General features: G+C 62.5%; 12 protein-coding genes. 6 read left to right on the top strand and 6 right to left on the bottom strand.

Features of this window, described 5'->3' with window-relative positions; translation table 11 throughout:
- Positions 1 to 260 precede the first annotated feature (260 nt).
- Positions 261 to 1,688: an arginine-ornithine antiporter gene (arcD, locus tag AA098_RS22415; protein WP_003255067.1), complete on the top strand. Its 1,428-nt coding sequence runs from the start codon at positions 261 to 263 to the stop codon at positions 1,686 to 1,688.
- Here the strand turns inward: arcD and AA098_RS22410 are convergent.
- From AA098_RS22410 to AA098_RS22390, 5 genes are all read right to left on the bottom strand, one after another.
- Complete coding sequence (locus tag AA098_RS22410) at positions 1,668 to 2,081, bottom strand: YbaN family protein (RefSeq protein ID WP_003255065.1); 414 nt, start codon at positions 2,079 to 2,081, stop codon at positions 1,668 to 1,670. The two genes, arcD and AA098_RS22410, sit on opposite strands and share 21 nt — an antisense overlap.
- 54 nt (positions 2,082 to 2,135) lie before the next feature.
- Entirely contained in the window at positions 2,136 to 2,729 is a 594-nt protein-coding gene (locus tag AA098_RS22405; RefSeq protein WP_003255063.1) for a biliverdin-producing heme oxygenase, read from the bottom strand.
- Between the two features lie 140 nt (positions 2,730 to 2,869).
- The gene (locus AA098_RS22400) at positions 2,870 to 5,458 is read right to left on the bottom strand and encodes a TonB-dependent receptor (RefSeq protein WP_064615015.1); all 2,589 of its coding nucleotides are present in this window, start codon (positions 5,456 to 5,458) and stop codon (positions 2,870 to 2,872) included.
- A gap of 125 nt (positions 5,459 to 5,583) precedes the next feature.
- Positions 5,584 to 6,546: a FecR domain-containing protein gene (locus AA098_RS22395; RefSeq protein ID WP_014860122.1), complete on the bottom strand. Its 963-nt coding sequence runs from the start codon at positions 6,544 to 6,546 to the stop codon at positions 5,584 to 5,586.
- Positions 6,547 to 6,634: 88 nt separating this feature from the next.
- Positions 6,635 to 7,147 carry an RNA polymerase sigma factor gene (locus AA098_RS22390; protein ID WP_064615014.1) on the bottom strand — a complete coding sequence of 171 codons (513 nt, stop codon included), beginning with the start codon at positions 7,145 to 7,147 and terminating at the stop codon, positions 6,635 to 6,637.
- A 542-nt stretch (positions 7,148 to 7,689) separates the two neighbouring features.
- Here AA098_RS22390 and AA098_RS22385 point away from each other — a divergent pair.
- Entirely contained in the window at positions 7,690 to 8,640 is a 951-nt protein-coding gene (locus AA098_RS22385; protein WP_004577666.1) for an IS110 family transposase, read from the top strand.
- A gap of 210 nt (positions 8,641 to 8,850) precedes the next feature.
- Here the strand turns inward: AA098_RS22385 and gap are convergent, their stop codons facing one another.
- On the bottom strand, positions 8,851 to 9,852 hold the full coding sequence (gap, locus tag AA098_RS22380; RefSeq protein WP_003255058.1) for a type I glyceraldehyde-3-phosphate dehydrogenase: 1,002 nt from the start codon (positions 9,850 to 9,852) through the stop codon (positions 8,851 to 8,853).
- 264 nt (positions 9,853 to 10,116) lie between these two features.
- Here gap and edd point away from each other — a divergent pair, with 264 nt between their 5' ends.
- From edd to AA098_RS22360, 4 genes are all read left to right on the top strand, one after another.
- Positions 10,117 to 11,943 (top strand): phosphogluconate dehydratase, encoded by a 1,827-nt coding sequence (gene edd, locus AA098_RS22375; RefSeq protein ID WP_003255057.1) that lies wholly within the window; start codon positions 10,117 to 10,119, stop codon positions 11,941 to 11,943.
- Positions 11,940 to 12,899: a glucokinase gene (locus tag AA098_RS22370; RefSeq protein ID WP_004575645.1), complete on the top strand. Its 960-nt coding sequence runs from the start codon at positions 11,940 to 11,942 to the stop codon at positions 12,897 to 12,899. The genes edd and AA098_RS22370 overlap by 4 nt, the downstream gene beginning before the upstream one ends.
- 78 nt (positions 12,900 to 12,977) lie before the next feature.
- Positions 12,978 to 13,703 carry a two-component system response regulator GltR gene (gltR, locus tag AA098_RS22365; protein WP_003255055.1) on the top strand — a complete coding sequence of 242 codons (726 nt, stop codon included), beginning with the start codon at positions 12,978 to 12,980 and terminating at the stop codon, positions 13,701 to 13,703.
- Positions 13,684 to 15,138, top strand: coding sequence for an ATP-binding protein (locus AA098_RS22360; protein WP_004575644.1), 1,455 nt, complete (start codon positions 13,684 to 13,686; stop codon positions 15,136 to 15,138). The genes gltR and AA098_RS22360 overlap by 20 nt, the downstream gene beginning before the upstream one ends.
- Positions 15,139 to 15,234: the final 96 nt, after the last annotated feature.

The following is a 15,234-nucleotide window of genomic DNA, read 5'->3' as shown; positions in this document are numbered from 1 at the left end:
TAGAGCAAACGCTCTGTTCAGCCTGCGAAGCTTGAAATTAGCCGCTTTTGCCGCTTTAGCAAATTTTTCACAAGAATTTCGAGTTTTATCAGTTTCTTTTCTAGTTGCTGGACTGCTGCTAGTTTTGAGGGAGCAGGTACATAGACAAAGCAGTTATTAGTGATATAGGTTGGGCGCACGGCTTCAGTATAAGTAACGGTATTTATATAGCCAGCAAGGCTGTTTCAAACGCATGACAGGGCTGGAAGAAAGGGAGGCTCATGAGCGAACCGGGACAGAAGCTGCGCCTGGGCGCGCTGATCGCGCTGGTGGTCGGGTCGATGATTGGCGGCGGGATCTTCTCGCTACCGCAGAACATGGCCGCGCGTGCTGATGTGGGTGCAGTGCTGATCGGCTGGGGGATCACCGCAGTCGGCATGTTGGCCCTGGCTTTCGTGTTCCAGACCCTGGCCAACCGCAAGCCGGAACTGGACTCAGGGGTATATGCCTACGCCAAGGCCGGCTTTGGCGAGTACATGGGCTTTTCCTCGGCCTGGGGCTACTGGATCAGCGCCTGGCTGGGCAATGTCGGCTACTTCGTATTGCTGTTCAGCACCCTGGGTTTCTACTTCCCGGTGTTCGGCGAAGGCAACACGCCCATCGCCATCGGTTGTGCCTCGCTGCTGCTGTGGTCGGTGCACTTCCTGGTACTGCGCGGCATCAAGGAGGCGGCCTTCATCAACCAGGTCACCACCGTCGCCAAAGTGGTGCCTTTGCTGATTTTCGTGGTGATCGCTGCATTTGCCTTCCGCGCCGATATCTTCACCCGGGATATCTGGGGCTTGAGCAACCCACAATTCGGCAGCGTGCTGGAGCAGGTGCGCAATATGATGCTGGTGACCGTATTCGTGTTCATCGGCATAGAGGGTGCCAGCGTGTATTCCGGGCGCGCCCAGCGTCGGTCAGACGTGGGCAAGGCCACGGTCATCGGTTTTCTGGGTGTGCTGGCGCTGCTGGTGCTGGTCAACGTGTTGTCGCTGGGCATCATGACCCAACCGGAACTGGCTGGGCTGCAGAACCCCTCACTGGCCTCGGTGCTGGAGCATATTGTCGGCCCTTGGGGCGCCTTGCTGATCAGCCTCGGCCTGGCGGTCTCGCTGCTTGGCGCCTTGCTTTCATGGGCGTTGTTGTGTGCCGAAATCCTCTACGCCACGGCGCGGGACAAGACCATGCCGCGCTTTCTGGCCAAGGAAAACGCCAACCATGTGCCGGCTAACGCCCTGTGGCTGACCAACTGCATGATTCAGGGTTTCCTGCTGATTACGCTGTTCTCCGCCGGTACGTACACCAGTCTGATCTACCTGGCCTCGTCGATGATCCTGGTGCCCTACCTGTGGTCTGCGGCGTATGCCGTGCTGCTGGCGATGCGCGCAGAAACCTATGCCGGGCAGCCGAGGTTGCGGCGCAAGGACCTGCTGGTGGCGCTGGTTGCCCTGCTGTATGCCGTGTGGCTGCTGTATGCCGGCGGGCTCAAGTACCTGCTGCTTTCGGCGCTGCTGTACGCCCCCGGCGTCATCTTGTTCGCGAGGGCCAAGCATGAGCAGGGGCAGACGTTGTTCACGGCCTGGGAAAAGCTGATTTTCGCCGCCGTGCTGGTGGGCGCCGCGCTGGCGGCCTACGCCTTGTATTCAGGGCTGCTGAGCTTGTGACGGGGCAGGGCAGGCGTGTTCCGGGCGTGACCAGATCCACAGGTTGCCCAGGGTCATGCCGGCGATTGCCAGGAATACTGGCCAGTGGTGTTCCAGAAAGGTCAGCATCAGGCCCGCGCACAGCAGCATGCTGATGGTTGCGCTGACCTTGGCCCGGCGCTGGATCACCTTGCCGTTGCGCCAGTTATGCAGAATTGGCCCGAACAGCCGGTGGTTCTCCAGCCATGCCGACAGGCGCGGTGAGCTGCGCGTGGCGGCCCAGGCGGCCAGCAGGATGAACTCGGTGGTCGGCAAGCCAGGAATCACAATGGCGACCAGGCCCACCCCGAGGCTCACGTAGGCCAGGATTCCATACAACAGGCGGGCGAGTTTCGAGCGGGCTGGTCGGGTCATGTTCTCACTGCATAAAACGGTTCGGCCACCGGAGGGGTGGCCGGCTTCGGCGTATCAGACCAGCGCGGCATCCGCAGCGTAGGCGTGCTTGAGCAGCTCGGTGAAGCGCTCGAAAGCGGCCACTGCACCGCGCTCGGCAGCCGCTTCCTCTTCCGGCGAGAGCGCCAGGCCATCGAGGATGCGGGTGAACTGCTTCCAGCCTTCGGCACGGCCACCGGCGGGCTCCCCCAGGTGACGGGCACCGAAGCTGTCGGACAGTTCCAGGGCCACGGCACGCTTGATCAGAAACGCAGCGCCCAGTTTGGAGCCTTCGGAGACGAAGATCCAGCCCATTGCCTCGCCCAGGCTCAGCTTGCCCACGGCACCCGGTACGGCGGCCGGTACTTCGGTGTCGAGGTCGGCAAGGTCCAGGCGGGCCTGGTCGGCACGGCAGCGCTCAGCCAGATCAGGGACGATGGCGATCAGCTGAGGGTCGTTGTACAGGGCCTGCAGCTCGGACTGGAACAGGTACTGCGCGACGACGAAGCGGGCGAAGCTTTCGCGGCTGTCGAAAGGCGCGTGGGATTTGACCAGGGCATCCAGTTCGGCGTGCGGGGCGTGGGTGATCTGGTTCAGGCGCTGGGAGCGCAGGGATGGGCGTTCGGTCATGGGGCAGTCCTTGGAAAGAGGGCGTCTAGATACAAGACGAAACAGCGGGAGCGGGACAGTAAAAAAAGCCGGTATTTGTGTTGCCAGTACCGGCCTCTTCGCGGGTTTACCCGCAAAGAGGCCGGTACAGACGTAACGCCTCAGATATCCCAAACCACATTGATACCGAAGTTGCGCCCCGGCATGGTCAGGCGGTCGATGTTGGCTGGCTGGGTCACAGCCGCCTCACCCTGGCCGTCGTAGCTGCGCACCGAATCCCACTGCCAGTACTTCTTGTCGGTAAGGTTGTACAGCCCGGCGTTGATGGTGACGTCGTCGGTGACCTTGTAGTAGCCGGTCAGGTCCATCACACCGTAGCCCGGGGTGCGGAACTTCGAGGTAGAACCGTCAGGCGAATAAAAGGTGCTGTCGTCGACACGGGTCTTGCGCTTGACCAGCGTCCAGCTCAGCAAGCCACCGTAGTTCTGCTGCTCGTAGCCCAGGCCGAATACGCCCTTGAGCGGGTTGACACTGTTCAGCGGTTGACCGGTGTCATCGTTACGACCATAGGTGTAGGCAATCGAGGTTTGGGTATAGAGGCCCTGCGGTGCGCCGAAGTGGTCGAGGTTCAGGCGGCCCTTGAATTCGGCACCCTTGATGGTGGCGTGCTTGATGTTGTTGGCCTGGAAGGTCTGTTCCAGGTTGGCGCTTTGCACGGCATCTTCGTCGATGAAATCACGGTACTTGTTGTAGAACACTGCCACGTCGAAGTTGCCGGCGTCGAAGTTGCCACGCAGGCCGGTTTCGTAGCTTTTGCTCTTTTCAGGCTCAAGGTTCGGGTTGCCCTCCACGCGGTAGCCTTGGTCCAGGTTCTGGAAGCGGCCATACATGGCTTTGGCGGTCGGCGTGCGGAAGCCCTCTGCATATTGGCCGTACCAGGTGTAATTGTCGTTGAAGGCGTAGGTCAGGCCGAACTTGGGCGAGACGCGGTGCCACTTCTTGTCCGAATCGTCCTGGGAGGTAGGCGCCGTACCGCTGGACTCCAGGCCACGCAGGAATGCCTCGGTGAATTTGGGCTCCATACGGGTGTAGTCGTAGCGCGCGCCGGGCATGAAGGTCCAGTTGTTCCAGCGGATTTCATCCTGCGCGAACAGGCTGTAGGTATTCACGGTCGGGTCCGGGAAGTCGCTGACCAAGGCCTGGCCGTCTGCCGGGCGTTCGGCGCCGGCGGCGGAACAACCGGATCCTACGGTCAAGCAGGTACCGGTACCGCTGCGCGAACCGGTGACCTTTTCGTGCTTGAGCGTTGTGCCGTAGGTCAGCAGGTGGTCGGTGGCGCCGATGCTGAAGGCTTTGTCCAGCTGGGCGTCGAACACCCACTGGCGGTCCTTGTAGGTGGTATCGCGGGTGCGCAGCACTTGGCGGCCAGGCGGCACGTAAACTTCCTCGGTGTGCTGGTCGGTCTTGGCAATCTGGTAGTTCAGGCTCCACTTGACGTGGTCGGCGACCAGCGAGTCCAGGCCGAACTCATGGTTAATGCCGAAGCGCTCGCGGGTGATGGTGTCGTTGCCATTACGCGCCTTGTAGTAGCCCATGCCACCAAAGCCGGGGATGAACGGCCCACCCACCGCGCTGAGGATGTTCTGGTCGCGGTCATCTTTGTAGCGCTCGTAGGTGAACCCCAGACGCGCGTCGTCGGCGTAGTTCCAGCCCAGCTTGGCCAGCACGTTGGTGGTGCGCACGTCCATCGGGTTGGCTTCGGTGCGCGACAGGCCGTCGCCACTGTGGCTGCCGTGGGTTTCGGTCTCGTGGCCGTTGCGCTGGCTCAGGTGCAGCAGGCCGTCGAAATCACCCTGGCGGCCGGCGACGGTGGCGGAGGTCAGCCAGCTTTCGTCGGCCGAGCTGTAGCCGGTTTTCAGGCGTGCACCCACGTCTTTACCGGGCTTGATGATGTCGTCCGGGTCGAGGGTGAAGTAGCTCACCGCACCGCCGATGGCGTTGCTGCCATACAACACCGAGGCCGGGCCGCGGAGGATTTCCACACGCTTGACGATTTCCGGGTCGACGTAGTTGCGCTGGGTCTGGGCGTAAGGGCCGTAGAAGAAGCTGTCGGGGATCGACACGCCGTCGACTTGGGTGAGGATCCGCTCGCCGTCGATACCACGGATGTTGTAGCCGTTCAGCCCGCTGCGTTGGCCGGTTCCGGATACCGACACCCCCGGCTCGTAGCGCACCAGATCCTGGATATTGTTCACGTTCTGCCGGTCCAGTTGCTCACGGGTCTGCACGCTGACAGTGCTCGGCACCTGGCTGACGTCCTGTGCGCTGCGGGTGGCGCTGACGGTCACCTGCTGCAGGGCGATCACGTTGCTTGCGGTTTGGCGCTCCAGTACCACATTGCCGTTGCTGATCTTGCGAAAGCTCAGCCCGGTGCCCCGCAACAGGCGCTTGAGGGCAGCAGCTGGCGGCAGCGAACCTTGTACGCCTGGCGAAGCCACGCCGTCGGCCAGCTCGGCGCTGAAGCCGACCTGCCAGCCGGTGACCTGGCTGAAGGCGTTGATCGCCGACACCAGCGGCTGCTGGTCGATGCTGAAGCGGTAGTCGCCCATGCGCGGGCTGCTGGCCTGGGCCGGCTCGGCGGCCAGCGCCGGCAGGCTGCAGGCGCCGCTGGCGAGCAGAGCAAGGGTCAACAGGGACAGTTGTCCTGTACGGCGGGGAAGGTTGGACGAGCGGGTAGGACCAGTGGACATCGGAAGCGCTCCCAGACGCGCGGGCTGTTATAGGTGATGGCTGCTCTTGCTTTAAACAAGAATCAGTTGCATTGGCTATAACGAGACGGGCGGGCAAGTGCGATCGCGTAAAAATAATTCAGGGGTCAGTTCAGGATGACCAGCGCCGGGTACTCATGCAGTTGTGCCGAGGTGATGTGGGCCAGTGCGCGCAGGGTTTCCAGCGGCTGGTCGAGGCGGTAGTTACCGGTGACGGCAACGTTCTCCAGCTGCGCATTGCGGTTGATGATCCAGCCCGGGTAGTAGCGCTGCACTTCGGCCAGTACCTGGCTCAACGGGCAGTTCTCGAACACCAGACGGCCGTCGATCCAGGCCAGGTCCTTGTGCATGTCGGGGCGCTGGCGCTGGCCAAAGCCCTGGGGGCCGACGCTGATGCTGTCGCCGGCAGTCAAGCGGATGCGCTGGTCACGATCCCCCTGCAGGTCGACATCACCGCGTTGCACCCGTACCTGGGCCTCGCCGTCAAGGTAGCGCACGGCAAAGTCGGTGTCGCGCACCTGTGCGCGCAACGGCCCGGCTTCAACCTCCAGCGGCAACTGAGCGCCCTCGGGGACCTGGAAGTAAGCCTCGCCCTGTAGCAGGCGGGCGACCTGGCGGCCGTCCTGGCGTTCGCTGGCAAACGCTGAATTGGTGTTGAGCAGCACTTTTGCGCCGTCTTCCAGTTGCAAGCGCTGGCGCTCGCCGACCACCGTAAGGTGGTCGGCCTGCAGGCGCATGGGCAGGTTACCGACGGTGAACAGCCCGACCAGCAGCATCGCCGCGGTGGCCAGGGGTTTCCAGTGACTGCGCAGGCGCCCGCGTAATGAGCGGCGTTGCCGCTGGTGCATGTGCGTGGCCACCTGATGTAACGGCGCACCGTTCCACAGTGCCTCAGCCTCGACATAGGCCTCGGCGTTTTCGGGCGCGGCGCTCAGCCAGGCTTCAAAGGCCTGGGTGTCCTCGGCATCTGCGCATTGCAGGCGCACCAGCCAGTCCAGCGCCTCGTCCATGGCACGAGCACGGGCAATAGGCCTGGCAGGTGACGGGCGAGGGGCGGGGCTGTCGGTCACGGTGAATCCTTGAATGGTTTTTTGCGAATGATCAAGACTAAGGCGGGGTGTGGCAAGGGCTTTGCGTTGCCGTTCGCCTGCGGTCAGCTTACTTGAGTCGTTCGGCAACACCCATGCAGATTGCCATGATCAGTTTCAGTTCCTTTTGTACCGTGCTGGGCGAAACACTCAGTTGTTCGGCGATTTCCAGATAGGTGGCGCCATGCAGGCGGCTTAGGATGAAAATGCGTTGTTGGCGCTCGCTCAGTTGATTGAGGCTGACGCTGAGGTGCTTGAGCAACTGCTCGGCGTGCGCGGCATCCTCGCTGCTGGTGGCGTGCGCGGCGACACTGTGCAGCACTTCGTCGGGCACGTCGTCGACCAGCATGCGTGCCTGCACCCGGCGTGCACGCAGGTGGTCCAACGCCAGGTTGCGCGCGGTCTGAAACACAAACGGCTCGATGTGCTCGATGGGCCGCTCGCCCAGCGCGCGGGACACCCGCAGGTAGGTTTCCTGCAGCAGGTCTTCGGCCGTGCTGGGGTTACCGACCATGCGCTGCAGGGTACGCAGCAGGGTGAGGCGCTGAACGAGGAAGACGGAATTGAACCGGGACTGACTCACGGGGGGACCTGGCCGACGAAAGGTTAATGATAATGCTTATCATCCGTGCTGCAGGTCAAGTGTGGAATTATCAGGAAAAGGTAAAGATTGTAGTCGCGGGATGCCGTGTGCTTTTTTGTGGGAGCGGCCTGCAACCTTGAGCCTGCCCCAACCATTCATCGGTCACGGTGCGTTATACCTTGGTCGACGACCACGTTTGCCACGAGGCCTGAGCAACCCTTGTGGGAGCGGCCTTGTGTCGCGATAGGGCCGCAAAGCGGCCCCAGCAATCTATGCATGATGCGGAGATCCTGGGGCCGCTGCACGGCCCTTTCGCGACGCAAGGCCGCTTGTGTCTTGATGGGGGATTAGAATCTGGAGTGAGAGCGGTGAATGGCAAGCTGAATGCCGTAGGTGCCTTGAGCACGTGTGGGAGCATAAGCTGCCATTCACCGTTCCACTTTGGCGAGAGCCCGAACAGTTGGATGCGGCTCTGATCTCGAATCACAAGCGTGGGCCAAGCCAAAGTCCTCTCACTGTGTTGAGTTTAGGAGGTTTTGGTGATGGCTTCCTTCTTGGGTATCGATGTTTCCAGTCTCTCCCTTGATGCTGCGGTGCGGCCACAGGGCATCAAAATGCATTTAAGCAATGATCCCACAGGCTTTGAGGCGCTACTGGAGAGCCTTCGCAAGCTCAGTATCAAGCGCGTCCTGTTAGAGGCAACGGGTGGCTACGAGCGAGATGTCATGCGTTTTCTACAGGACGCTGGCTACAAGGTCATACGCGTTAATCCCAGGCGAGCCAGGTCATTCGCTGACTCTTTAGGCATCAAGGCCAAGACTGACGCCATCGACGCCGAGGTTCTGGCGCACTATGCCGAAGTCATTCCAGATCAACCCTCCCTGCGAATCAGCCCCGAACGAGCGCTTCTGCGAGAGTTGCTTCAGCAACGTGATCGGTTGGTTCAACAGCGAGATGACGACCTGCGGCGCCTGAAGCAGGTGCAATCGACTGCAGTTGCTAACTACCTGAATGCCAACCTGAAACACTTCAAAGCGCAGATCAAACTGGTTGAGCGTGAGATCGAACAGCAAACCGCGATGCTGAACGACGAACGGGTTACCCAACTGATTAAAGTGAAAGGCATTGGGATGGTGACAGCGGGCAAGCTAGTAGCGCTGCTGCCGGAGCTGGGTCGGGTTGAATCCAGAGAAATTGCCTCCCTGGTCGGAGTGGCGCCCTTCAACCACGACAGTGGGAAATTCATGGGCAAGCGCTCTATCTCTGGCGGACGATTTGCGGTCAGGCGATCGCTGTACATGGCATGCCTTGTGGCGATGAGATACAACCCAGCACTCAAGGCTCGTTATCAGTCACTGCGGGAGCGCGGAAAACTTCCCAAAGTCGCTATCGTGGCCTGCATGAGAACGTTCATCGTGCGGTTAAATGCCATGCTCAGAACGGGTACATCATGGCTCGATCTAGTGCTACCGCAGCCTGAAAGTACAACGTAAATCCAGAACGCAGCGTGAGCCGCGTGGAAGCGGGCTTGCCCGCGAAGCCAACACCGTGGTGGATGGCACGGGCTTCGCCCGTGTTCGCGGGCAAGCCCGCTCCCACAGGGAAGGCGCCAGCTTTTAGAAATTGAGCAAGACAGTTGCTCCCACAGGGATCGCGCCAGCTTTTAGAAATTGAGCAGGGCAGTTGCCCCCACACGGGTCGCGTCAGCCAGCCCGGTGCAGCGCCAGGCAGTTATCCAGCATCCGGTTGCTGAACCCCCACTCGTTGTCATACCAGGCCAGCACCTTGAGCATCCGCCCGTTGGCCCGGGTATGGTTGGCATCGAAGATCGACGACAGCGGGTTGTGGTTGAAATCGCAGGAAACCAATGGCAGGGCGTTGTAGCCCAATACCTTGGAATGCTTGCTGGCCTCGAGGAACAGCTGGTTGACCTGCTCGGCCGTGGCCTCGCGCTTGAGGTTGACGGTGAGGTCCACCAACGACACGTTGATGACGGGCACCCGCACCGCCATGCCGGTCAGCTTGCCGGCCAGCTCCGGCAGCACCAGGCCCACGGCCTCGGCGGCACCGGTCTTGCTCGGGATCATCGACTGGGTGGCTGAACGCGCACGGTACGGGTCGCTGTGGTAAACGTCAGTCAGCACCTGGTCGTTGGTGTAGGCGTGAATGGTGGTCATCAGGCCTTGCTCGATGCCGAACTCCCGGTGCAGCACCTGGGCGATCGGCGCCAGGCAGTTGGTGGTGCAGGAAGCATTGGAAATGACTTGGTGCGAGGCCCGCAGGATGTCGTGGTTGACCCCGTACACCACAGTGGCATCGGCACCCTTGGCCGGAGCCGAGACAATCACCTTGCCCGCCCCGGCGGCCAGGTGCGCAGCGGCTTTGGCGCGGTCGGTGAACAGCCCGGTGCACTCGAACACCACGTCGATCGCCTCGGCCTTCCAGGGCAGTTCGGCCGGATTGCGAATGGCACTGACCGCAATACGGTCCCCGTTGACCGTCAGGCTTTCGTGGTCGGCCTCGACGGTCGCGTCGAAGGTGCCGTGGACACTGTCGTACTTGAGCAGGTGGGCATTCATGGCGCTGTCGCCCAGGTCGTTGATGGCGACGACCTGCAGGTCCTGGCGGTAGCCTTGGGTATACAGTGCGCGCAGGACGTTGCGCCCGATTCGGCCGAATCCATTGATGGCGATGCGAAGGGTCATGGCAGTACCTCTGGCAGTTCGAGTGAAACCTGTGGCACAAAGGAGCTTCACTGAAACGGTTTTGTTGTTGGAATTACAAGATTATTCACTGGCTGATAGAAAACAAGCCTTTTTAGTGGCAGTATTTTGTTTAAATATACAACGAGTGGTTGGGCGACGTGCCTCCACCGATGCAGCGGGCTCCTAACCATGAGCCTAGGCCGCAATCGTTTGGAGGGGAAATGCCCGGTAAACCGCCCTTACAATTAGCCTGGAGTCCAGTACATGCATCCGCGCATCCTTGAGGTCACCCAGCGGCTGGTCGAACGCAGCCGCGCCACCCGCGAACGCTACCTGCAACTGATTCGCGGTGCGGCCAGTGAAGGCCCCATGCGTGCCAGCCTGCAGTGCGCCAACTTCGCCCACGGCGTGGCCGGTTGCGGCAGCGAAGACAAGCAGACTCTGCGCCTGATGAACGCGGCCAACGTGGCCATCGTCTCGGCCTACAACGACATGTTGTCTGCCCACCAGCCTTACTTGCACTTCCCCGAGCAGATCAAGCAGGCCCTGCGCGAGGTCGGCTCGGTCGGCCAGTTCGCCGGTGGCGTGCCGGCCATGTGCGACGGGGTGACCCAGGGCGAGCCGGGCATGGAGCTAGCGATCGCCAGCCGTGAAGTGATCGCGATGTCCACGGCGGTAGCGCTGTCGCACAACATGTTCGACGCAGCACTCATGCTGGGCATCTGCGACAAGATCGTTCCCGGGCTGATGATGGGCGCGCTGCGCTTTGGCCACCTGCCGACCATCTTCGTCCCGGGTGGGCCAATGGTTTCCGGCATCTCCAACAAGCAGAAGGCCGATGTGCGCCAGCGCTATGCCGAAGGCAAGGCCAGCCGCGAAGAGCTGTTGGAGTCCGAGATGAATTCCTACCACAGCCCCGGCACCTGCACCTTCTACGGCACCGCCAACACCAACCAGTTGGTGATGGAAGTGATGGGGCTGCACCTGCCGGGCGCCTCGTTCGTCAACCCGTACACGCCGCTGCGTGACGCACTCACCGCCGAGGCTGCGCAGCAGGTGACGCGCATGACCAAGGCCAGCGGCAGCTTCATGCCGCTGGGCGAAATCGTCGACGAGAAGGCGCTGGTCAATTCCATCGTCGCGCTGCACGCTACTGGCGGCTCGACCAACCACACCCTGCACATCCCGGCGATTGCCCAGGCTGCCGGTATCCAGCTGACCTGGCAGGACATGGCCGACCTCTCCGAAGTGGTGCCGACCCTGTCGCACGTGTACCCCAACGGCAAGGCCGACATCAACCACTTCCAGGCTGCCGGCGGCATGGCCTTCCTGATTCGTGAACTGCTCGATGCCGGCCTGCTGCACGAAGATGTCAACACCGTGGCCGGCCATGGCCTGCGCCGCTACACCCAGGAACCCTTCCTCGACAATGGCAAGCTGGTGTGGCGCGAAGGGCCGCAACACAGCCTGGACGAAAGCATCCTGCGCCCGGTGTCGCGACCATTCTCGGCCGAAGGCGGCCTGCGTGTGATGGAGGGCAACCTGGGCCGTGGCGTGATGAAAGTGTCTGCCGTTGCCCCCGAGCACCAGGTGGTCGAGGCCCCGGCGCGGGTGTTCCAGGACCAGCAGTCGCTGGCCGACGCGTTCAAGGCCGGTGAGCTGGAGCGTGACTTTGTCGCGGTGGTGCGCTTCCAGGGCCCGCGTTGCAATGGCATGCCGGAACTGCACAAGCTCACCCCGTTCCTCGGTGTATTGCAGGACCGTGGCTACAAGGTTGCGCTGGTTACCGACGGGCGTATGTCCGGTGCCTCGGGCAAGATCCCCGCGGCCATCCACGTTTGCCCGGAGGCTTACGACGGCGGCCCGCTGGCGCGGGTGCGCGATGGTGATATCGTGCGGGTCGACGGAGTCGAAGGCACGTTGCGGATCATGGTGTCGGCCGAAGAACTGGCCAGCCGTGAGCTGCCGCCAGCCCCCCAGGGCAACGACCTGGGGTGTGGGCGCGAGCTGTTCGGCTTCATGCGCATGGCGTTCAGCCCGGCAGAGCAGGGCGCCAGTGCCTTTACCTCGGCCCTGGAGCACCTCAAATGAAGCACCTGCTGGTTGGTGATATTGGCGGCACCAATGCCCGTTTTGCGTTGTGGCGTGACAACCAGCTGCATGAGGTAAATGTTTTCGCCACCGCGGACTACACCAACCCCGAGCAGGCCATCGAGGCCTACCTGGAAAGCCAAGGTATCGCCCGCGGTGGCCTGGCGGCGGTGTGCCTGGCGGTGGCCGGCCCGGTCGATGGCGATGAATTTCGCTTCACCAACAACCACTGGCGCCTGAGCCGCACGGCATTTTGCAAGACCTTGCAGGTCGAGCGACTGTTGCTGATCAATGATTTCACCGCGATGGCGCTGGGCATGACGCGTCTGCGCGAAGGCGAGTTCCGCGAGGTGTGCCCCGGCCAGGCCGACCCCTCGAGGCCGGCACTGGTGATCGGGCCAGGTACTGGCCTGGGTGTGGGCTCGCTGCTGCGTCTGGGCGAACAGCACTGGAAGGCCCTGCCGGGTGAAGGCGGGCATGTTGACTTGCCGGTAGGCAATGCTCGCGAAGCGGCAATCCACCAGCAGATCCACAGTCAGATCGGCCATGTCAGCGCCGAGGCCGTGCTCAGTGGGGGTGGCCTGGTGCGGCTGTACCAGGCGATCTGTGCGCTGGACGGCGACACGCCCAGGCACAAGACTCCGGCGCATATCACCGATGCCGCACTGGGCGGTGAGCCACGGGCGCTGGCGGTGGTCGAGCAGTTCTGTCGTTTCCTTGGGCGAGTGGCGGGTAACAATGTGCTGACGCTGGGCGCGCGAGGCGGGGTCTATATTGTGGGCGGCGTGATTCCGCGTTTTGCCGAGCTGTTCTTGCGTAGCGGGTTTGCCGCGAGTTTTGCCGACAAGGGGTGTATGAGTGGCTATTTCACCGGGGTGCCGGTGTGGCTGGTGACGGCGGAATTTTCCGGGTTGGAGGGGGCAGGGGTAGCGTTGCAGCAGGCGTTGGATCACTGATGGAGCCGCTTTGCGGCGCCAATGGCACTACCCGACAGCAGGCAAAAAGACCTGCAATCAACAAGAGGAAGGACCACCTTGAGCACTGCCGGCAAATCGATCCTGATGGTCGACGACGACCAGGAAATCCGTGAACTGCTGCAAACCTACCTGAGCCGCTCCGGCTTCCAGGTACATGCCGAGGCTGACGGCAAGGGCTTTCGCCACGCGCTGGAAACCACGCCCTGCGACCTGGTCATTCTTGACGTCATGTTGCCCGACGAAGACGGCTTCAGCTTGTGCCGCTGGGTACGCCAGCACCCACGCCAGGCGCGCGTACCTATCATCATGCTCACCGCCAGCTCCGACGAGGCCGACCGGGTCATCGGCCTGGAGCTGGGCGCTGACGACTATCTGGGCAAGCCGTTCAGCCCCCGCGAATTGCAAGCGCGAATCAAGGCTTTGTTGCGCCGCTCCGAGTTCGGCCAGGCGGCGCCGGGCAGTGCCGTATTGGCCTTCGACGACTGGCGCCTGGACACGGTCAGCCACCGCCTGTTCCACCGTGATGGAGAGGAGGTGATCCTCTCTGGCGCCGACTTTGCCCTGCTCAAACTGTTCCTCGATCACCCGCAGCAAATCCTCGACCGCGACACCATCGGCAACGCCACCCGTGGCCGCGAACCGATGCCGCTGGACCGTATCGTCGACATGGCGGTCAGCCGTCTGCGCCAGCGCCTGCGCGATACCGACAAACCTCCCCGGCTGATCCGCACCGTGCGTGGCAGTGGCTACTTGTTGGCGGCGCATGTCTGCTGTGCGCCCTGAGCGGCGCTGGCGCCTGCTGCCGCGCTCCTTGCTGGGGCGCATGCTGCTGCTGACCTTGCTGGTTGTCCTGCTGGCCCAGGGGTTGTCCAGCATCATCTGGGTGTCCCAGCTGCGGGCCAGCCAGCTTCAGGGGCTGCGTGCCAGCGCCAGCAGCCTGGCCCATTCCATGAGTGCCAGCGTCAGTTACTTCCGCTCGCTGCCGGTGGCCTACCGGCCGCTGGTGCTCGACCAATTGCGCAGCATGGGTGGCACGCGTTTCTTCGTGTCGCTCAACGCCACGCCGCTGGACATGCAGGCACTGCCCGTCACCCCTCGCAAGCAGGCGGTGATCGATGAATTCCAGCAGGTGCTGCACGAGCGCCTGGGTTCGCAGATGGAAATTTCCGTGGAGTTTGTCGGGCCTGACGACCTGCGCATCTTCAACAGCGGCCTCAAACTCGACGAGCTGCCGCGCTCATGGGCCCATTATTCGCTGACCCTGGAGCCGCTGAAACCCCCGGTACTGGTCACGCAGATCCGCTTGGGCGAGGGCGAATGGTTGTACATCGCCTCACTGTTGCCCGAACCGTACACGGGGCTGGAAGCCGAACGCCTGCCGCGCCAGCAGATCGGCTTCATCGTGCTGACCACGGCCTTGCTGTTGCTGTTCATCGGCTTGCTGGTGCATTGGCAAAGCTGGCCACTGAAGCGCCTGGCGCGGGCCGCCCGAGAGATGTCGCTGGGTGCCGATGTGGCGCCAGTGGCTGAAGCTGGCGGCAGCGAAGTGGTCGAGGTGAGCCGGGCATTCAACAGCATGCGCGAGCGTATCAGCCGTTACCTGACCGAACGCAGCCAGCTGTTCAGCGCCATTTCCCACGACCTGCGCACGCCGATCACGCGCCTGCGACTGCGCGTCGAACTGCTGGAAGACGAGCGATTGCAGGCCAAGTTCAGCCAGGACCTGGACGAGCTGGAGTTGCTGGTCAAAGGCGCCTTGCAGTGCGTGAAGGACACCGACATCCACGAAAACATCGAGCCGGTCGACCTTAACCAGGTGCTGGAGATTCTGGCCGAGCCTTACCTGGGCGATGGTCGCATCACCGTCGAGGGCCAGGCGCTGGCGCCTTACCCGGGCAAGCCGCTGGCGTTGCGTCGCTGCATCGGCAACCTGATCGACAACGCCATCAAGTACGGCGAACGGGCGCGGCTACGTATCATCGACGGGGCAGAGGGCTTTGTGCTGCAGGTGGATGACCAGGGGCCCGGGGTGCCGCAACAGCAGCTGGAACAGGTGTTCGAGCCGCATTTCCGTCTGGCCGGGCAGCAGCAGGGCTATGGGCTGGGGTTGGGCATTGCGCGCAACATCGCCCATAGCCATGGGGGCGAGGTGAGCTTGCTGAACCTGCGTGAGGGCGGGCTGCGGGTGACCCTGTATCTGCCGCGGGGTATGGATTGAATTTTTGGGGTGCCAGTGCGGGCCTCTTCGCGGGTGAACCCGCTCCTGCGACGACCGAGTCAGGTTTGCGTCGTAGGAGCGGGTTCACCCGCGAAG

The sequence above is a fragment of the Pseudomonas sp. JY-Q genome, from assembly GCF_001655295.1.
Classification (GTDB): domain Bacteria; phylum Pseudomonadota; class Gammaproteobacteria; order Pseudomonadales; family Pseudomonadaceae; genus Aquipseudomonas; species Aquipseudomonas alloputida.
This window is presented reverse-complemented; position numbering and strand designations above follow the sequence as displayed.